This window comes from Buchnera aphidicola (Pseudoregma panicola) (assembly GCF_039376655.1).
GTDB lineage: Bacteria > Pseudomonadota > Gammaproteobacteria > Enterobacterales > Enterobacteriaceae > Buchnera_G > Buchnera_G aphidicola_C.
Genome location: NZ_CP135000.1, coordinates 54,053 through 73,368, shown reverse-complemented (window position 1 = coordinate 73,368; position 19,316 = coordinate 54,053). Strand labels below are relative to the sequence as shown.

At 17.8% G+C, this 19,316-nt stretch carries 19 protein-coding genes and 1 other RNA gene; 6 read left to right on the top strand and 14 right to left on the bottom strand.

What is annotated here, in order from left to right; all coding sequences use genetic code 11:
* Positions 1-77: 77 nt before the first annotated feature.
* The 4 genes from dapE to RJT18_RS00350 all read right to left on the bottom strand — a co-directional run bounded on the left by dapE (position 78) and on the right by RJT18_RS00350 (position 5,600).
* Positions 78-1,220, bottom strand: coding sequence for a succinyl-diaminopimelate desuccinylase (gene dapE / locus RJT18_RS00365; protein ID WP_343154844.1), 1,143 nt, complete (start codon positions 1,218-1,220; stop codon positions 78-80).
* Between the two features lie 47 nt (positions 1,221-1,267).
* Positions 1,268-3,277, bottom strand: coding sequence for a transketolase (gene tkt / locus RJT18_RS00360; protein WP_343154843.1), 2,010 nt, complete (start codon positions 3,275-3,277; stop codon positions 1,268-1,270).
* Positions 3,278-3,330: 53 nt separating this feature from the next.
* Positions 3,331-4,281, bottom strand: a complete 951-nt coding sequence (gene tal, locus RJT18_RS00355) for a transaldolase (protein ID WP_343154842.1) — start codon at positions 4,279-4,281, stop codon at positions 3,331-3,333.
* Between the two features lie 107 nt (positions 4,282-4,388).
* Positions 4,389-5,600, bottom strand: a complete 1,212-nt coding sequence (locus RJT18_RS00350; protein WP_343154841.1) for a beta-ketoacyl synthase N-terminal-like domain-containing protein — start codon at positions 5,598-5,600, stop codon at positions 4,389-4,391.
* Positions 5,601-5,738: 138 nt separating this feature from the next.
* Between RJT18_RS00350 and rsmI the strand changes: the two genes are divergently transcribed.
* From rsmI to rpmG, 5 genes are all read left to right on the top strand, one after another.
* The gene (rsmI, locus tag RJT18_RS00345; protein WP_343154840.1) at positions 5,739-6,593 is read left to right on the top strand and encodes a 16S rRNA (cytidine(1402)-2'-O)-methyltransferase; all 855 of its coding nucleotides are present in this window, start codon (positions 5,739-5,741) and stop codon (positions 6,591-6,593) included.
* A 29-nt stretch (positions 6,594-6,622) separates the two neighbouring features.
* Positions 6,623-7,009: RNase P RNA component class A (rnpB, locus tag RJT18_RS00340), an RNA gene on the top strand.
* A 195-nt stretch (positions 7,010-7,204) separates the two neighbouring features.
* Entirely contained in the window at positions 7,205-7,741 is a 537-nt protein-coding gene (ppa, locus tag RJT18_RS00335; RefSeq protein ID WP_343154839.1) for an inorganic diphosphatase, read from the top strand.
* A 48-nt stretch (positions 7,742-7,789) separates the two neighbouring features.
* On the top strand, positions 7,790-8,008 hold the full coding sequence (gene rpmB / locus RJT18_RS00330) for a 50S ribosomal protein L28 (RefSeq protein WP_343154838.1): 219 nt from the start codon (positions 7,790-7,792) through the stop codon (positions 8,006-8,008).
* 24 nt (positions 8,009-8,032) lie between these two features.
* Positions 8,033-8,200: a 50S ribosomal protein L33 gene (gene rpmG, locus RJT18_RS00325; RefSeq protein ID WP_343154837.1), complete on the top strand. Its 168-nt coding sequence runs from the start codon at positions 8,033-8,035 to the stop codon at positions 8,198-8,200.
* 99 nt (positions 8,201-8,299) lie between these two features.
* Here rpmG and RJT18_RS00320 read toward each other — a convergent pair whose 3' ends face one another.
* The 9 genes from RJT18_RS00320 to fliF form a co-directional block, all read right to left on the bottom strand.
* Positions 8,300-9,094: a flagellar biosynthetic protein FliR gene (locus RJT18_RS00320; RefSeq protein WP_343154836.1), complete on the bottom strand. Its 795-nt coding sequence runs from the start codon at positions 9,092-9,094 to the stop codon at positions 8,300-8,302.
* Entirely contained in the window at positions 9,091-9,363 is a 273-nt protein-coding gene (fliQ, locus tag RJT18_RS00315; protein WP_343154835.1) for a flagellar biosynthesis protein FliQ, read from the bottom strand. The genes RJT18_RS00320 and fliQ overlap by 4 nt, the downstream gene beginning before the upstream one ends.
* 35 nt (positions 9,364-9,398) lie before the next feature.
* On the bottom strand, positions 9,399-10,139 hold the full coding sequence (gene fliP / locus RJT18_RS00310) for a flagellar type III secretion system pore protein FliP (RefSeq protein WP_343154834.1): 741 nt from the start codon (positions 10,137-10,139) through the stop codon (positions 9,399-9,401).
* Positions 10,140-10,248: 109 nt separating this feature from the next.
* Positions 10,249-11,634: a flagellar motor switch protein FliN gene (fliN, locus tag RJT18_RS00305; RefSeq protein ID WP_343154833.1), complete on the bottom strand. Its 1,386-nt coding sequence runs from the start codon at positions 11,632-11,634 to the stop codon at positions 10,249-10,251.
* A gap of 70 nt (positions 11,635-11,704) precedes the next feature.
* Positions 11,705-12,145, bottom strand: a complete 441-nt coding sequence (locus RJT18_RS00300) for a hypothetical protein (RefSeq protein WP_343154832.1) — start codon at positions 12,143-12,145, stop codon at positions 11,705-11,707.
* A gap of 16 nt (positions 12,146-12,161) precedes the next feature.
* The gene (locus RJT18_RS00295) at positions 12,162-13,523 is read right to left on the bottom strand and encodes a FliI/YscN family ATPase (RefSeq protein ID WP_343154831.1); all 1,362 of its coding nucleotides are present in this window, start codon (positions 13,521-13,523) and stop codon (positions 12,162-12,164) included.
* On the bottom strand, positions 13,523-14,167 hold the full coding sequence (locus RJT18_RS00290) for a FliH/SctL family protein (RefSeq protein WP_343154830.1): 645 nt from the start codon (positions 14,165-14,167) through the stop codon (positions 13,523-13,525). Before RJT18_RS00290 ends, RJT18_RS00295 begins: the two co-directional genes overlap by 1 nt.
* Positions 14,160-15,158 carry a FliG C-terminal domain-containing protein gene (locus RJT18_RS00285; protein ID WP_343154829.1) on the bottom strand — a complete coding sequence of 333 codons (999 nt, stop codon included), beginning with the start codon at positions 15,156-15,158 and terminating at the stop codon, positions 14,160-14,162. Before RJT18_RS00285 ends, RJT18_RS00290 begins: the two co-directional genes overlap by 8 nt.
* A complete protein-coding gene (gene fliF / locus RJT18_RS00280; RefSeq protein WP_343154828.1) occupies positions 15,155-17,269 on the bottom strand; it encodes a flagellar basal-body MS-ring/collar protein FliF in 2,115 nt (704 codons plus the stop codon). Before fliF ends, RJT18_RS00285 begins: the two co-directional genes overlap by 4 nt.
* Positions 17,270-17,377: 108 nt before the next feature.
* Between fliF and RJT18_RS00275 the strand changes: the two genes are divergently transcribed.
* On the top strand, positions 17,378-17,686 hold the full coding sequence (locus RJT18_RS00275; protein ID WP_343154827.1) for a flagellar hook-basal body complex protein FliE: 309 nt from the start codon (positions 17,378-17,380) through the stop codon (positions 17,684-17,686).
* A 115-nt stretch (positions 17,687-17,801) separates the two neighbouring features.
* Here RJT18_RS00275 and gltX read toward each other — a convergent pair whose 3' ends face one another.
* Entirely contained in the window at positions 17,802-19,217 is a 1,416-nt protein-coding gene (gene gltX / locus RJT18_RS00270; protein WP_343154826.1) for a glutamate--tRNA ligase, read from the bottom strand.
* Positions 19,218-19,316: the final 99 nt, after the last annotated feature.

Genomic DNA, 19,316 nt, shown 5'->3' with positions numbered 1-19,316 from the left:
TTAAAAAAAAAATACACAGAGTGTCTACTGATACTCCGTGTATTATAAAATATTAATAAACATTATAAAATTTAAAATTATAACAATAATTTTTCAATAATTTTTTCATAAATTTTACTTAACTTTTTTAAATCTGAAATTTTTACGAATTCATTTGGCTTATGAATAGTATTATTAAGCAATCCTAATTCTATTATTTGAGATTTCATTTTATTAATAAATCTTCCATCAGACGTACCGCCAGACATAGATATATTTGGTTTATTTTTATTAAAATATAAAATTGAATCTACAACAGAATCTAATAGTTTTCCGTTTTTAGTAATAAAAGGCTTGGCAGAAATGTTCCAATTCATATTACAATTTATTTTATGATAGTTTAATAAATTTTTCACACAACGTTTTATATAACTCACACTAATTTTATAACTAAATCTAAAATTTATTCTAATAAATAAATTTTCAGAAATCATATTTTCTACTGTATCTTCAGAAAATATTTTAGAAACTTGAACATTTGTAATTTCATTTTTATTAATAAATTTTTCTTTCCAGTCTAATTTAATTAAATCATTAATAAATAAAGATGATTTGTGAATTAAATTTTCAGAAGAATTATAATATGCAATATGACCTCCTTTTCCTTTTAAAAATAACTGTAAATGTAAAGATCCTCTTCTTCCATTTTTTATTGTATCTCCTAAAAATTTTTCAGATGTAGGTTCTCCTACTATGCAATAATCTATTTTTTCTTTTTTTTTAATTAATTTTTCTACTACTTTTTTAATACCATTTTTAGCATTTCCTTCTTCATCAGAAGTTAATAACACTGTTATTCTTCCTTTCATTCTATTTCTAAAATTATATAAAAATTTTTTAATAGCTATTATAAAAGAAGATATAGATCCTTTCATATCTGAAGATCCTCTTCCAAACAATTTTCCTTTATATATAGTAGGGGTGAACGGATCGAATTTCCAATTATATAAATTTCCAGAAGGAACTACATCAGTATGCCCTAAAAAATTTAATGTTTTTCCATTTTTTTTACTACCTATTTCAGCCCACATATTTTTTGTATTTTTTATATCAAAATTTTTTATAGAAAAACCCATATTTAATAATTTTTTTGATATAATTTTCTGACACCCTAAATCATTTGGGCTAATAGATGGTATACAAATTAATTTATTTAACAAATTTATAATAGAACTACACATAAATTTTCCTAAAAAATATAAAAAAATTAAAAAATAAAATATAAAAATTATAATTTTTTATTGTTAAAAAAACTTTTTATTTTTTTTACTATATGTTTTACTTCAAATCCTAATTTTTTTAACAAAATTTTTTCAGGAGCTGAATATGAATAATTATTTATTCCAATAGACAAATTATTATTTCCTATATATTTATACCAAAAATCAGATATTCCTGCTTCTATAGAAACTCTATTTTTTATGTGTAACGGTAATATTTTTTCTTTATATTTTTTTTCTTGAGAATCAAATATGTTTGTAGAAGGCATAGATACTAATCTAACTTTATAATTCTTATCTTTAATTAAAATTTTACATACTTTATAAGATATACTTAATTCAGATCCACAAGAAATTATTAAAAAATTTGGATTTTTAGAAAAATCTTTAATTATATATCCTCCTTTCATAATATTTTTAATTATTTTTTTATTTTTTTCATTTACATAATTTAAATTTTGTCTAGATAATATTAATGCTGTTGGACCATTACATCTTTCTATTGCAGATTTCCATGCTACTATAGTTTCTAACTCATCACATGGTCTCCAAACATTTAAATTTGGCACTATTCTAAGACTAGATAATTGTTCTATAGGTTGATGGGTTGGTCCATCTTCTCCTAACCATATTGAATCATGAGTATATATAAATATTTGTTGTGTATTCATTAAAGCAGACATTCTTACAGCATTTCTAGCATATTCCATAAACATTAAAAAAGTAGAAGTGTAAGGTATAAATCCACCATGATGAAAAATTCCATTAGCTATAGCAGTCATTCCAAATTCTCTAACACCATAATCTATATAATTACCACTTTTGTTTTTAAAAATTGACTTGGATTCTGACCACTTAGTTAAATTACTTGCAGATAAATCTGCTGAACCTCCTAACAACTCTTTTAAATGTCTACCTAAAATTTCAATAGTATTTTTAGAAGATTGTCTAGTAGATATACTTAAGACATTTTTAGATACTTTTTTAAAATGCTTAGAAATAATTTTTTTAAAATTCTTTGGAAGATTCTTATTAATTCTTCTCATATATTCAAAATGTAAATCAGGATATTCTTTCTTATATTTCAGTAAATTGTTTCTCCATTTTTTTTCTAAAAATTTACCTTTTTTTGTACAATTCCATTTGTTATATATGTCTTTAGAAATAAAAAAAGGATCATACTTCCAATTTAGATTTTTTTTAGTTAAAATTGCTTCTTCATCACCTAAAGGAGAGCCATGAGATTCACTGGAATTTTCTTTATTAGGAGAACCAAAACCAATTTTAGTATTACATATTATTAAAACTGGTTTACATTTACTATTTTTAGCTTTTATAATAGCTTTTGTTATATCTTCTTTACAATGACCATCAATATTATCTATAACACTCCAATTATATGATTCAAATCTTTTTTTTATATCTTCAGTAAACCATCCATTTGTATTTCCATCTATTGAAATATTATTTTTATCATAAAAAACTATAAGTTTATTTAATTTTAAATGACCAGCTAAAGAACAAGATTCATGAGAAATTCCTTCCATTAAACATCCATCTCCAACAAAAACCCATGTATAATGGTCTACTATTTTAAAATCTTTTTTATTAAAAGTATTACTTAAAATACTTTCTGAAATCGCCATTCCAACAGCATTAGATAATCCTTGACCTAAAGGACCTGTAGTAATTTCTACACCTTCAGTAATATGTTTTTCTGGATGACCTGGAGTTTTTGATCCAAATTGTCTAAAATTTTTTATATCTTCTATAGATAAATTATATCCAGTTAAATGTAATAAACTATATAATAACATAGATCCATGACCATTTGACATAATAAATCTATCTCTATCAGGCCAATTTGGATTTTTAGGATTATGTTTTAAAAATTTTCTCCACAAAACTTCTGCTATATCAGCCATACCTAAAGGCATTCCTGGATGACCTGAATTAGATTTTTGAATGGCATCTATACTTAATGCTCTAATTGCATTTGATAAAATTTTTTTATTCATACTTAAACTCCAATGTTTTTAAAATATAAAATATATATTAATACTATGAAAAATTAAATATTTTTAATAATAATTTCTTCTATTTTTTTTTGATCATATCCAAATTGTCTTATTCCTTCAGACAACTTTTCTGTAGCCATAATATCTTCATTATGTTCAAATCTAAATTCTTCTTCAGTAATTTTATTTTTATAAATTTTATTTTTTGTAGTAACATGAAGTTTTTTATTTATTTTATTAAAATTAGATTTTAATTTATCTAATAATATAGGAGATATAGTAAGATAATCACAACCAGATAATTCCAGTATTTGACAAGTATTTCTAAAACTCGCAGCCATTATAATAGTTTTATAAGAATATTTCTTATAAAAATTAAATATTTTTTTTACAGATTTAACACCTGGATCATTTTTAGAATTTATATTTTCTAAATTATATTTATTTTTATGCCAATCATATATTCTACCAACAAAAGGAGATATTAAAAATACACCAGACTCAGCACAAGCTCTAGCCTGAGCAAAAGAAAACAATAATGTTAAATTACAATTTATATTTTCTTTTTCTAATATTTTAGCTGCTTGAATAGATTCCCATGTAGAAGCTAGTTTTATTAAAATTCTATTTCTATTTATTCCATTTTCTTCATACATACTTATTATTTCTTTAGCATTATAAATACATAAATTTTTATTAAACGACAATCTAGCATCTATTTCAGTTGAAACTCTACCTGGTATAAAATTTAAAATTTTTGTACCAATATCTACAGATATCTTATTACTAGCTAAAGAAATTTTTTTTTTAAAATCAATATTTTTTTTTTTTGCATATTCTATAGATTTCAATACTAAACTTTTATATTCAGGCAATTTAATTGCATTTAATATTAAAGAAGGATTAGTAGTAGCATCTTGAGGAGAAAACTTCTTAATTAATTCTATATTACCTGTATCTGCAACAACAATACTATATTTTTTTAATTGATCTAATTGATTCAAAATTTCTTCCTCTAAAAAAAATATTTTATAATTATAAAAAATTAAAATTTATTATATTATATATATATATGTAAATAAAATATAATTATTTATTTTAATGCAATTAATTATAAAATAAAATTTTTTATTACTATACTTACATTAGTTCCACCAAAACCAAAATTATTAGACATAGCTGTACAAATTTTTTTATTAATTTTTTTAGAAGCAATATTGTTTATAATAAATCTAGTATCTAAATTTTTTATATTAATAGAAGGAGCTATAAAATTATTTCTCATCATTAATAAAGTATAAATAATTTCATGCACTCCAGAAGCACCTAAAGAATGACCAGTCATAGATTTAGTAGAAGAAATTATAGGAATATAATTATGTTTTTTAAATACTTTTAAAATTGCATTATATTCTACATAATCTCCTATTTTAGTAGAAGTCGCATGTGCATTTATATAATCTATTTTTATACCTTTTATAGCTTTTTCCATACATGCAACTGATCTATTTTCTGAAGGTAAAATCATACTTTTCCCATTTGAAAGACATGCATAATTAATAATTTCTGCATATATATTAGCATTTCTAGAAATAGCAAAATTTAATTCTTCTAGAACTAAAAATCCAGCTCCACCTGAAATTACAAAACCATCTCTATCTTGATCAAAAGCTCTTGAAGATTCTTTAGGAAAATCATTTCTTTTTCTAGAAAGTGCTTTCATAACATCAAAACTATTTGCTAATTGAAAATTTATTTCTTCTCCTCCTCCTGCAAATACAATGTCTTGCTTTCCATATTTTATTAAATCAAAAGCATTACAAATACAATGTGAAGATGTTGTGCATGCTGAACTAATAGAATAAGTTATTCCATATATTTTAAAATATGTAGATAAACAAGCAGAAATATTTGATGGAAAATTTTTTATTGAAAAATATGGATCTATTTTATTATGTTTTTTAAATATTCTGTGTGAAAAATCACTAAATCTATAAGACATATTTCCTGATCCGGATATTAATCCAACTCTACAATTTTTTTGATATATATTTAAATTTAATTTAGAATCTTTAGTTGCTTCTAAAAAAGAAAAATAAGAATATACAGAAGACATATTCATAAATCTAAATATTTTTTTATCAATTTTTTCAAATTTTTTTATATTTATATTACCTATTACATTACTATGCATTCCTAAATTAAACATTTTTTTTGAAAATGAAATACCAGATCTTCCTGATTTCAAAGATTTTAAAACTTCTTTTTTATTATTTCCAATACTAGAAATTATTCCTATTCCAGTTATTACTACTCTTTTCATAAAAATATCCAAAATAAATATTATTATATAATAAAGAAAAAAAAATAAAAATTTAAAAATAAAAAAAAATATAATTTTATTTATTTTTTTTATAAAACAATTAATCATAATATTAAAAATTACAAAAAATTAAAATATATGAATAAAAAATATAAAAATTTTGGAGTTTTATATATAGTATCTACACCAATAGGAAACATGAAAGATATCACATATAGATCTATAGAAATATTAAAAAATGTAAATATAATAGCAGCGGAAAGTATAAAAAATATAAAAAAAATATTAAATGTTTATAAAATAAAATCTAATATAATTTCTTTAAATAAAAATAATGAAAAAAAAATGAGTAATAAGATATTTTTAGAACTATCAAAAAATAAAAATATTGCAATAGTTTCAAAAGCTGGAACTCCATTAATAAATGATCCAGGATATATAATAGTAAAAATGTGTCATAAAAAAAATATAAAAATAGTTCCAATACCAGGAGCATGTTCTGCAATATCAGCTATTGTAAGCTCTGGAATTAATTCTAATAATTTTTGTTATGAAGGATTTATACCAAAAAAAGAAAAACAAATTAAAAAAATGTTTAAAAAATTATCTACAGAAAAAAGAACTATAATTTTATTTGAAACTTCTAATAGAATAATAAAATCTTTAAAAATTATGATAAAATTCTTTGGAAAAAACAGAAGTATTACATTTTTAAAAGAAATAACAAAATTTTGGGAAACTATAAAAAAAACAAAATTAAAAAAACTTATAGAATGGTTAAAGTTTGATAAAATAAGAAAAAAAGGAGAAATTGTTTTAATAATAAAAGGAAAAAATAATAAAAAAAAGAAAATTAAAGAAAAAATTTTAAATACATTTAGCATTTTAAAAAAATATTTAAATACAAATTTATCTGTAAAAATTACTTCTAAAATACATAATTTAAGAAAAAATTTTTTATATAAATATATTTTAAAAAAAAAAATGACATAAACATATATATATAATATATTTATATAGTTGAAGTTAGACATACAGTCGCTTTTTCATAAAAATATTATAAAAGTTTAATATATTTTTATATAAAAAGAGGAAAGTCCGGACTCTACACGGGTGAAAGCGCCAGGTAACTCCTGGGAAGTGAAAACTTACGAATAGTGCAACAGAAAAAAAACCTCCTAAAAAATTTTAAAATTTTAGGAAAGGGTGAAAAGGTGTGGTAAAAGCACACCGCATAAATTGGTAACAAATTATGGCAATGTAAACTCCGCTTGGAGCAAGACCAAACAAGACTTAAAAAAACCCGTTAATACAATAAGTCTGGGTAGGTTGCATGAATTAATAAGTAATTATTAATCTAGATGAATGACTGTTTAATACAGAATCCGGCTTATAGTCTAACTTCAACAAAAAGTTAATATATTTTTTATTTATAAATTTTATATAATTTTATAAAAAAATTTTAAAAAATTTTAAATTTTATTTTTTATTTAAATTATATTTTATATTTTTTTTTAATAATTAATAAATTTATATATAATATATTATATAATAAATATTATATTTTTTATAAATATTTAAATTACTATATAATTTTTTAAAATATGAACATAAAAAAAATACCATCAGGTAAAAATCCTCCACATGATATTTTTGTAATAATAGAAATATCTTCTAATTCTAGTCCAGTAAAATATGAAATTAATAAAAATTGCGGAAATATATTTGTAGATAGATTTATTCCTGTAGCTATGTTTTATCCATGTAATTATGGATATATAAACAATACTTTATCAGAAGATGGAGATTGTCTAGATGCTTTAGTTATTACTCCATACCCAATAATACCAAAATCTATAATAAGATGTATTCCAATAGGAATACTAAAAATGATAGATGAATCAGGAAAAGATAATAAAATAATAAGTATACCAAACAAAAAAATTACTAAAGAGTATAATAATATTGAAAATATAAAAAATTTAGAAAATAATTTTAAAGAAAGAATACAAAATTTTTTTTATAACTATAAAAAATTAGAAAAAAACAAATGGATAAAAATAATAGGGTGGGGAGGAGAAAAAGAAGCTAAAAATGAAATATTAAAATCTATAAAAAACTTTGAAAATATAAAACAATAAATATTTTTATGTTAAAATGTTTAAAATAATAAAAATTTAGGATAAAAAATGTCAAAAATATGCAAAATTACTAAAAAAAAAACTTTATTTGGTAACAAAAGATCTCATGCTATGAATTCTAATAGAAGAAAATTTAAGCCCAATATACATAATCACAAATTTTGGGTACCAAGTATAAATAAATTTATAAAAATTAAAATAAGTGCTAAAGGAATAAGACAAATAAATAAAGAAGGAATAGAAAAAATATTTAAAAATTATTTTTAAAAAATATATATTTTTGAGGAACATATGGCTAAAAAATCTAGAAAAAAAATAAAATTATTATCTACTTCAAAAAATGGACATTTTTATACTACTAGTAAAAATAAAATAAATAATCCAGAAAAACTTAAATTAAAAAAATATGATCCAATATTAAAAAAACATGTATGGTATAAAGAATATGATATAAAATAAAATTTTATAAAAAATAATTTATTAAACGAATTGAAAACAAAAAAATAAAAATAAATCAATTCGTTTAATTTTAAAAAATTTTGATAATATATAAAAAAATTAAAATTTATAAAAAATCAAATTTTGTTTTAAATTATTTACTTTTTCAAATGAATCTCTTAAAAAAAATACAAAATTATTTATGTTAATTGGTATATAAAAATATAAAATTAATAAACTTATTAACAAAAGAATAGGTAAAAAAATTGAAAAAACAGAAAGTTGAGGTATTGTTCTATTTAATATAGCCATCATAATATTCAATGCTAAAATAAGTATTATAATAGATAAAATTATTAAAATACCATTATAAAAAATATTAGCAAAAAAATAAAATATTAAAAAAAAAATTTTTTTAGAAAATTTTAAATTTTCAATAGGAATTAATAAAAAACTATTAAATATTGTATAAATTATCCAAAAATGACCATCCATAGATAAAAAAGTCATTAAAATAAATATTTTTATAAAATAAGAAAATATTGAAGAATTCCATTTCTGAGAAACATCAAAAATAGTAGAAAATGATAATCCTATTTGGGAACTTAATATTTCTCCAATTATAATAGATATAGAAAAAATTGATTGTATTATAAATCCAAAAAAAAATCCTATAAATATTTGTTTTAATAAAATTAATAAACCATAATTAGAAAATAAATTTATATAATTTTCTATTTTATAAAATTTTATATATAAAAAACTTAAAAATATTGAAAACAATATTTTTGCCCTTTTATTTAAAAATTTTTCTCCAAACACTGGAACCATAATCAATATTGATAATATTCTAGAAAATGGAAAAATTAATTTATTAATAAGATTAAAAATTTCATAAAAATTAAAATTTATCATTCGTTTATAATAACAGGTAAAATTTTAAATAAATCTTTAATATAATTTATTATAGTGTTTAAAATCCAAGGCCCTAATAATATCAGTATACTTAATATAGAAAACACTTTAGGCACAAAAGATAAAGTTTGTTCATTAATTTGAGTAGCAGACTGCAATATACTTATTATCAAACCTATTAATAATACAACAATTAATAATGGCATAGATAATATAATAATCATTTTTATTGATTCGCCTAATAAACTATCTACAGTTTCTAAAGTCATATTTTTTACCTAATGTTTTAAAATTATAATAAAATTTAAAAATAAAAACTTTTTACTAAAGAACTTATTAACAAATTCCATCCATCTGCTAATACAAAAAGTATTAACTTAAATGGAAATGATATACTAGATGGAGGAACCATCATCATTCCTAATGCCATTAAAACACTAGATATAATTAAATCTATTACTATAAAAGGTATAAATATTATAAAACCTATTTGAAAAGCTATTTTTAATTCGTTAGAAACAAAAGCAGGTATTACTATATACATGGGTATATCATATTTATTTTCAAATTTATTTTTTTTTTCTTTGGACAACTTTAAAAAAAAAGATATATCTGATTCTTTAACTTGATTCAACATAAATTTTTTAAATGGAAAAATTGCTTTATCTATAGCTATTTCAGAATTAATTTTTTTATTAATAAATGGTATATAAGCATCTTTATAAATTGAATTAAAAACAGGAGACATTATAAAAAAAGTAATAAATAAACTTAATCCAATTAATATTTGATTTGGAGGAGAATAAGTCATCCCTAAAGCATTTCTTAACAAACTTAAAACAATTATAATTCTAGTAAAACTTGTCATTAAAAGAATTATCGCAGGTAAAAAACTTAAAGAACTCATTATTATTAAAATATCTATAGGAATAGAAAAATCACTTCCTTTATTAAAAAATAAACTGTTTATTGAATCTAAATTCATAGCATATACAGAAGTAGAAAGTAATGAAAACAAAAATAATAAAATTTTACTATATTTCATTATAATTTCCAAAATATTAAGTTATTTGAAAAATTTTAATATTATTTAAATAATAATAAGAACATTAAATTAATTTTATAATTTAAAAAATAAATATAATTTAAAAAAATTATTTTAAATTATCAATATTATTTATTATATTTACAATTCTTATTCCATATTTATTTTTTATAACTACTATTTCACCTTTTGCTATTAAACAACCATTTGCTAATATATCCAAAGGTTCTCCAGCCAATTGATCTAATTGTATTATAGAACCATTTTTTATAGATAATAATTTTTTTGTTTTTATATTTATACTTCCCAATCTAACAGAAATTTTAATTTTTATGTCTCCTATACAATTTATCTTTTCATTAAAGATATTTTTTTCTAAATTTTTTTTATAAGAATTGTCTAAAAATATTTTTTTATTATCTTTTTCTACATCTATTTTTTTTTCATTTTCTAAAAAATATTTTCTAAATTTTTCTAATTCATTGTTCATTTTATCACCTGAATTTATATATTTTAAATATGTTATTTTTTTTATTAAAATAGAATTTTTATTTTTAAAAGTTATATTTTTACCTAAAAAAAACAATTTTTCTCCTACAAATACATAAACATTGTTTGGATTGTCTATATTAATTATATAATTATATTTTAGTTCATATAATTCTGATAATTTAATAAAAAAATTTTGTAAAAAAACAGACATTACAAATTTTATATTATTTAACATATAAAAATTTTTTTTTAAAATACCATTTTCACATATTTTATTAGATTTTTTAATAATAATTTTATTTATATATTTTATAAAACTTAGAGGAAGACATATATTAAAAGTATTATAATTTTTATTACTATTAAAAACTTTAAAATATATTATTGATGAAAAATTTTTTAAAGAAAAAAAATTTTCGTTATGTGCAGAAAAAAAATTTTTAAATTTGTATGAAAATATATTTAAATTTAAATTTTTTTTAAAAATTTTAGATAAACTATTTATTAATATATTTTTTATATTATCACTAATAAAATTTTGACTATAAGAAATATTGTTAAATTCTTTTTTATTTAAAAATTTTACACCTCCTCCAAAGAAAATTTCTAATATATATAATACAAAATTATTCGAATATATGAAAAAACCAAAATCTTTTATAGATGAAATTTTAAAACAATTAAAACTTATAAAAGAACTAACACTTTTAAAATATTTTTTATATGTTTGTATTTTAATATCTTCAATATATACTTTAATTTTATAATTTAACATATTAGATAATTTTTTTTCTAAAATTTTAGAAAAATCTTTAAATAAAATTTTTAGTAAAAACTTTTCCTTAAAATATATATTATTTAAATTAGCATATAAAATATTAAAAAGATTAAAATCATTATTAATAATATTTTTTATATTTTTTTTTTTTTTATTATACGAAAAATTATCAAATTTTTCTAAAACTTTATTAACATGTATAAAATTACCAAAATATTTATTCATAAAATTTCCCTTATATAAAAAAAAATATAAAACTATAAAAACAAAAAATTAAAATTATAATATCAAATTTTTATTTATTTAAAAAAAAAGTTTGAATCAACTCTTCATTATTAAAATCAATTGTATAAATATATTTATTATATTCTTTATTTAACAAATATGATTTAAAAAATTTTAAAATATTTATCTTTTTTTTATTTTTTAAAACATTTTTTAAAAATATTTTAATTTGAACATTAACTTCTAAAATATTTTTTTTTCTATGAAATATTTGATTTTTAATAATATTTAAAAAATTATTAAAATTTTTTATTTCTACAGAACTTATTCCTAAAAAAAGTTTTTTATTATTTTTTTTTAAATATATTTTTTTATATTTTTTCAATATTTTTAAATTTGATTTATTAATTTTTTTAAAATGCAATAAATTTAAAAAACTTTTATATTTTTTTTTTATTTTTATATTTTCTAAAGAAATTAACAAATCAACTAATTTAATTCTATTATTCATAAAAAATTCCAAAATATTATTTTATTAATTCATTTAAACTTTTAACAGATTCATAAAAATTACATACAACATCTTTATCTTGTTGTAAAAATGCTTCTATTTTAGGCCATAAACTAACTGCTTTATCTAAAATTTTATCATGACCTTTTACATATGCTCCTAAACTTATTAAATCTTTATTTCTTCTATATATAGATATTAATTTTTTTAAATAAATAGCTTTTTCATAATGTTCTTTTTCTACTAAATTAGACATAACTCTACTTACAGAAGTTTCTATATTAATAGCAGGATAATGACCAGAATCAGCATAACTTTTAGAAAGCATTATATGACCATCTAAAATAGATTTAGCTAAATCAGATATAGGATCTAAATTTTTATTACTTTCTATTAAAATAGTATATAAACCAGTTATAGAACAATTTTTACTTTCACTATTACCAGATCTTTCTATAAAAAAAGGTAATTTAGAAAAAATTGAAGTAGGATATCCTCTCATAACAGGAATTTCACCCATAGAAATTGATATTTCTCTTTCAGCCATAGCATATCTAGTTAAAGAATCTAATATAAACAATACATGATTTCCTTTTTTTCTAAAATATTCAGCTATGCTTATTGCATATAAAGTTCCTTGAACTTTTAATAATGGAGAACTATTAGCAGGTGAAACTATTACTACTGATTTTGAAAAATTATTTGCACTTTTAATATTTTCTACAAATTCTAAAATTTCTCTACTTCTTTCTCCTATCAAACCTATTACAAATATATCTGATTTAGAATTTTTTGATATCATACTTAGCAAAACGCTTTTACCTACTCCAGAACTAGCAAATAATCCTATTCTTTGTCCTCTTCCTATAGTTAGAGAAGAATTTATAGATCTTATTCCGGTATCTAATATTTTATTTATAGGTTTTTTTTTTAAAGGATTAATTTTTTTATAATGAGTAGAAACAAAATTTTTACAATTTAAACTTTTTAAATTATCTATAGAATTTCCATAACTATCAATTACTCTTCCTAATAAATTTTTTCCTACAGGAAGTATTTTACTTATATTATTACCATTTTTATCAATTTTTGGAAAAACTCTTAAACCTGGAGATATTCCTTTAGAATATTCAAATAACATAACAAAAATATTTCTATTTTTAAATCCAGTTACTTCTCCTTCAACAAAAAATTTTTTTTTATTATAAACAACTTCTATTATACAAATTTCTCCAATAGATAAATTTATACCAGAAACTTCTAAAAGTAAACCAATAAAACTAATTACATATCCAAATTTTATTGCTATTGGAAATTTATGTATTTTCTTATATAATAAATTTATATTTTTTAACCAATTTTTTAAATTTTGATTCATTAATTTTTCTCTAAAAAAAAAATTCTATATAAGTTATCCCAATTATCTGTATTAGTAAAATTTACATTAATTTCAGGAGACACAATTTCACATTCTCCTACAGAAATATTGCTATCTTCAATTAACATCCAATTTTTAAATTTTAAAAAATTTATAATATTTTTTTTTACTAATTTTGAATCTTTTGGATTTATTTTAAAAGTTAAATTATTTAAAAAAATACATTCTTTAAATAAATATTTTTTAACCTTTTTTATTAATTTTTTAGTTTTACCATTGTTAAAAATTTTATTATTTTTTTTAACAATATTAAAAAATATTTTTACAATTTTAACAGATATATAAGAATCTATAGACTTAATAGATTTTTTAAAACTTAAAAATAAACTTTTTATTTTTTTTATTTCTAATTTATTTTTTTTATTATGTAAATATTTTTTTTTAAATTCTTTTTTACATCTAATTTCTTTACCTTTTTTAAATCCTATATTATAAATTTTTTCTTTTTCTAATTTTTTTTTTTTTTTCACAATTTTATTATCAAAACTTTTATCATTTTTTTTAAAAAAATTTTTATCATTATTTTTAGAAAAAGAATTTGCATTCCATTTTTTCCATTTTTTTATATAAAATAATTTATGCATAAATTTTCTCTATATCTTCTAATATTAATATATTTTTTTTTAATAAAATTTTTAAAGTATGTAAAATACTATTTCTACTATTTTTTATATCTAAATCAGAAATTTTTAAATTACTGTCTTTTATTATTTCAAAAAAATAATATAATTGTCTTTTAGACATATTTGCTAAAATTTTATTTTTAAATTTTTCTTCTAAATTTTTTATAGACATACATAAAATTTTTTTCTTAACATATTTTAACAAAATATATATATTATTATCATTTATATTAAAAATGTCTTCAAAAGATAACATTTCACAAATAATTTTTTTTCTAATACTATTATTTTTTTTAAAACAATTTTTTAACATAAAAATTTTTTCTTTTTTAGAAAATAAATTAAAAATTTTTATTGCTTCATTAAAATTATATTTTTTTTTTATTTTTTTTTTTTTAAAAATAGAATTAATTATTTTAAAAAATTCATTCTCAGAAAATTTATTAAGTTTTTTATTATTAAACATTCTTTTAATAATTTCATATTTATAATTTTTTTTAAAAAAAGATAAAATTTTAAAAGATTTATTTTTATTCAAATATTTTAAAAAAATAGAAATTATTTGAGGATGTTCTTTTTTTAAAATTAAATAGCAATATTTAGCATCATTTGAATTTATTTTTTTTATGTTTTTAAAAAATTTTTTTTTATTTTTAATATTATCTATTAAAAACAAATTATCTTTTTTATCAAAAGATTTATTAATTATAGATTCAAAATAAATATTAAAATATTTTTTTTTATTAAAAAATAAATTTTTGTAGTGTTCTTTATAACACTTTATAGATATATCTATATTTTTTTTAGATAATGTCGAAGCGTCTGATAACTTTAATATTATTTTTTTTTTGTCATTTAGATTAAAATGTTTTAATATTTCTATACTTTTTTTTATTCCTAAAAAAAATAATAAACATGCACTTTTTGTATAACCATCAATATCTTTGTTCATTTTTTATTTATCCAATTTTTAATAATTTTTGCTATAAATAAAGATTTTTTTTCAAAAATATTTTTGTTTTCTTTATTATGTTTAGTAATTACTAATGCATTAGAATTTTTTTGTTTTTTAATTTTATCATTTATATCTTTATTACTTATATTTTTATCATTTATATCTTTATTACTTATATTTTTATCATTTATATCTTTATTACTTATATTTTTATCATTTATATCTTTATTACTTATATTTTTATCATTTATATCTTTATTACTTATATTTTTATCATTTATATCTTTATTACTTATATTTTTATCATTTATATCTTTATTACTTATATTTTTATCATTTATATCTTTATTACTTATATTTTTATCATTTATATCTTTATTACTTATATTTTTATCATTTATATCTTTATTACTTATATTTTTATCATTTATATCTTTATTACTTATATTTTTATCATTTATATCTTTATTACTTATATTTTTATCATTTATATCTTTATTACTTATATTTTTATCATTTATATCTTTATTACTTATATTTTTATCATTTATATCTTTATTACTTATATTTTTATCATTTATATCTTTATTACTTATATTTTTATCATTTTTTTTATTATTATAGAATATATAAAAAAATATTTTTTTTAATAAAAATTCATAAAAAAATATTAATAATATAATTATTGACAAAATAAACAAAAAATTTTTAAAAAAAATATCTAGATAATTCTTTTCTACAAATATTTTTTTTTCTTTTTTAATTTCAGGATGTTGAAAAAATAATGAATTGACTAAATCTACAGTATCTCCTCTTTCTTCAGAAAATCCTATTGAATTTTTTACTAAACATTTTATTTTTTCAATTTCATTTTTATTTAATGGTATAAATTTTCCATTAGAATTTTTTACATAATTTATTACAACACCCACAGAAATTCTTTTCAAATTTCCTACATTCATTTTAGTATTTGTAATATTATGATCTAATTCATAATTAGTAGTATTGTCATAATTTGAAACATAATCGCCATTATCTATAAAATTTTTATTATTTTCATTAATATTGGTGTTATTTTTAAAATTTATATCTTTGTTAGACATGTTAGAATTAACTTTATTTTCTATATCTTTATTATCTTTTTTTTTTAAATAATTTTCTTGTGCATTAATATTTTTATTTTCACTATGAAATTCTTTGCTATAAATACTTTGATTAGATCTAATAGATTTGTCAAAAACATTCGAATTAGGCTTATATTTTTCTTCTACTTTTTCTTTTTTATCAAAATTTATTTGAGCTGTTACCTGAGCATGTACATTATTTATTCCAAATAATGGAATTAGAATTTCTTCAATTTTTCTTTTATATTTTTTTTCTATATCATTTATATATGATAACTTGTTATTTCCATATATGTCTATATCTGATAATTTATTTAAAAAATTTCCATATTGATCTACTATAGTTATGTTTTTATATTTCAATCCAGATACACTTGTAGATACTAAATGTAAAATTGCATCAATTTTTCTTGAATCTAAATATTTTCCAAATTTTAATGTTAATAAAATTGATGCAGATGAATCTATATCATTATCTATAAAAATTGACTTAGAATTAATTACTAAATGAACAGAAGCATTTTTAATAGCATCTATTTTCATTATAGTTTTTGATAATTCTCCTTCTAATGCTCTTTGATAATTTATTTTTTCATGAAATTGACTTTCTCCAAATTTTTCTTTATCTAATATTTCAAAACCATCTATATTTTCTTTAGGAATTCCCTTTTCTGATAAATCCATTCTTACCTTATAAATTAAATTTTTAGGTATTTTAATTTTATTTCCAGAAGAATCAATTTCATATGGAATTTTCATACTAGACAATTCTAAAATAATTGAATTTTTATCCTCATTAGATAAATTATTATATAATGTAAAATAATTATTAGATTTATATAAAAAAAAAATAGAAAATGCTGATGTAAAAAATAATGATGCTAAAATTAAAGATACAATAATATTTTTTTTTATAATATAAAAAAAAGATTCAAAAAAATTATTTTTTTCCATTTTTTTTTCAAATGATAGTTTTTCATTCATAAAAATTTTCTCATGTTATAAAAATAATATATATATGTTAAAATATTTTAAAATAAAATATGATATAATGAAAATTAAATTTAATTTAACTAAATATTTAAAAAAAATATGATTATAAATAAGCATAATATTATAACAAAATTTAATGAATTAAGTAATAAAATAAACATTAAAAAGAATAAATCTAAAAATAATTTTTATAAATTTTTTAGTCATAAAATTGAAAAAATAAATAAATTTATAGAAATAAAAAACTATAAAACAGAAAAATTACTAAAAAATAATAAAATAGAACAAAAATCTATAAGTGATAAAATGTTAGATTTAGAAAAATCTTCATTATGCCTAGAAGTTGCTTTAAGAGTAAAGAATAAAATAATGTCTGCATATCAAGAAATTATGAATATGCAAATATAAAATTAAAATATAAAAATTAATATTACATGAAATTAAAAAAAAAAATCATGTAATATTAATAAAAATTTTATAAAATAAAAAATTTTATTATATAAAAATTATATAAAATAGTAATTTATATAAAACATTTTTTTAAAAATAAAATACATTTTTTTAAATTAAATAATATTTTTTTTTTCCCAATTAAAAAAATAATTTTGCTAATACTGGGAGAATTTAATTTACCAGTAAAAGTTACTCTTAATATATTAATTATATTTTTTAAATATAGTTTATTTTTAAATGACATTAAAACAATTTTTTTCCATATTTTAGAAGAACTCCATAAATTTATACATTTAAAATTATAATAAGAAATCTTAAAAACAATTAATACATATTTATTAGATAAATTTGTCAAAAAAATATTGTTTAAATTTAAAAATTTATTATATAAATAACTAGAAGAAACAACTATTTCTCTTAATGAAGAACATCTCTTTTTAAATAAATTAAAAATTTCTTCAATATTAGGTCCATATTTTATATTTATATTTTCTTTTTTAAAATAATACTTTAATAATAAAATTATTTTTTTTCTAGAAATTATATTGTTTATATAATATTTATTTAAATACAATAACCTTTTTATGTTTAATATACTAGAAGATTTACCTACATTATCTAAAGAAAAATTTTTTTTCATTTCGTATAAACTAAATATTTCTTTATTACCATTAGACCAACCTAATCTTACTAAATAATTTAATATTGCTTCAGGTAAAAATCCTTCCTTAAAATACTTAATAATGTTTATATTACTATTTTTTTTAGAAATTTTTTTTTTATTTTCATCTAAAATAATAGGTAAATGTGCATATATAGGAATTTTAGCTTTTAAAGAATAAAATATATTTATTTGCTTTGGAGTATTGCTTATATGATCTTCACCTCTAATAACATGAGTTATTTTCATGTCTAAATCATCTACAACAACACAAAAATTATAAGTAGGATTTCCATCTCTTCGTTGAATAATAAAATCATCTAATTCACTATTATTAAATTTTATCATACCTCTAATTTTATCATTAAATTCAACATATCCTGACTTAGGATTTTTAAATCTTATTACAAATGATTTTTTTTTCAAAAAAATGTTGTTTTTTAAATTTCTACATGTTCTGTCATATTTAGGTTTTTTTTTTTTTAAAATTTGATATTTTTTTTTATTTTTAAGAACACTTTCAGAACAATAACATTTATATGCAACTTTTTTTTTTAACATTAAAGTAATTATTTTTTTATAAAAACTAAATCTTTTACTCTGAAAATATATTTTTTCATCCCAATTTAAACCTAACCATTTCATAACTTCTAAAATATTTTTTACTGATTTTAAATCATTTCTTGCAACATCAGTATCTTCTATTCTAAGAATAAATTTTCCTTTATTTTTTTTAGCAAATAACCAAGAAAATAAAGCAGTTCTAACGTTTCCAAAATGTAAATTTCCAGTAGGACTAGGAGCAAATCTAGTTTTTATTTTCATAAAATTTTTCTTAAATATATATTTTATAAATTATTTTTTCAAAAATAAAATTTGAAAAAATATAAATAAAAATATTGACTAGTGAATATTAAAAATATT

What these genes read in the sequence shown, in the direction of transcription:
- RJT18_RS00295 (WP_343154831.1), bottom strand. Translation starts at nt 13,523, where the DNA reads ATGAATCAAAATTTAAAAAATTGGTTAAAAAATATAAATTTATTATAT.
- dapE (WP_343154844.1), bottom strand. Translation starts at nt 1,220, where the DNA reads ATGTGTAGTTCTATTATAAATTTGTTAAATAAATTAATTTGTATACCA.
- fliQ (WP_343154835.1), bottom strand. Translation starts at nt 9,363, where the DNA reads ATGACTTTAGAAACTGTAGATAGTTTATTAGGCGAATCAATAAAAATG.
- RJT18_RS00285 (WP_343154829.1), bottom strand. Translation starts at nt 15,158, where the DNA reads ATGAACAAAGATATTGATGGTTATACAAAAAGTGCATGTTTATTATTT.
- RJT18_RS00290 (WP_343154830.1), bottom strand. Translation starts at nt 14,167, where the DNA reads ATGCATAAATTATTTTATATAAAAAAATGGAAAAAATGGAATGCAAAT.
- rsmI (WP_343154840.1), top strand. Translation starts at nt 5,739, where the DNA reads ATGAATAAAAAATATAAAAATTTTGGAGTTTTATATATAGTATCTACA.
- RJT18_RS00275 (WP_343154827.1), top strand. Translation starts at nt 17,378, where the DNA reads ATGATTATAAATAAGCATAATATTATAACAAAATTTAATGAATTAAGT.
- tkt (WP_343154843.1), bottom strand. Translation starts at nt 3,277, where the DNA reads ATGAATAAAAAAATTTTATCAAATGCAATTAGAGCATTAAGTATAGAT.
- RJT18_RS00300 (WP_343154832.1), bottom strand. Translation starts at nt 12,145, where the DNA reads ATGAATAATAGAATTAAATTAGTTGATTTGTTAATTTCTTTAGAAAAT.
- rpmG (WP_343154837.1), top strand. Translation starts at nt 8,033, where the DNA reads ATGGCTAAAAAATCTAGAAAAAAAATAAAATTATTATCTACTTCAAAA.
- fliP (WP_343154834.1), bottom strand. Translation starts at nt 10,139, where the DNA reads ATGAAATATAGTAAAATTTTATTATTTTTGTTTTCATTACTTTCTACT.
- RJT18_RS00320 (WP_343154836.1), bottom strand. Translation starts at nt 9,094, where the DNA reads ATGATAAATTTTAATTTTTATGAAATTTTTAATCTTATTAATAAATTA.
- rpmB (WP_343154838.1), top strand. Translation starts at nt 7,790, where the DNA reads ATGTCAAAAATATGCAAAATTACTAAAAAAAAAACTTTATTTGGTAAC.
- fliF (WP_343154828.1), bottom strand. Translation starts at nt 17,269, where the DNA reads ATGAATGAAAAACTATCATTTGAAAAAAAAATGGAAAAAAATAATTTT.
- ppa (WP_343154839.1), top strand. Translation starts at nt 7,205, where the DNA reads ATGAACATAAAAAAAATACCATCAGGTAAAAATCCTCCACATGATATT.
- gltX (WP_343154826.1), bottom strand. Translation starts at nt 19,217, where the DNA reads ATGAAAATAAAAACTAGATTTGCTCCTAGTCCTACTGGAAATTTACAT.
- fliN (WP_343154833.1), bottom strand. Translation starts at nt 11,634, where the DNA reads ATGAATAAATATTTTGGTAATTTTATACATGTTAATAAAGTTTTAGAA.
- RJT18_RS00350 (WP_343154841.1), bottom strand. Translation starts at nt 5,600, where the DNA reads ATGAAAAGAGTAGTAATAACTGGAATAGGAATAATTTCTAGTATTGGA.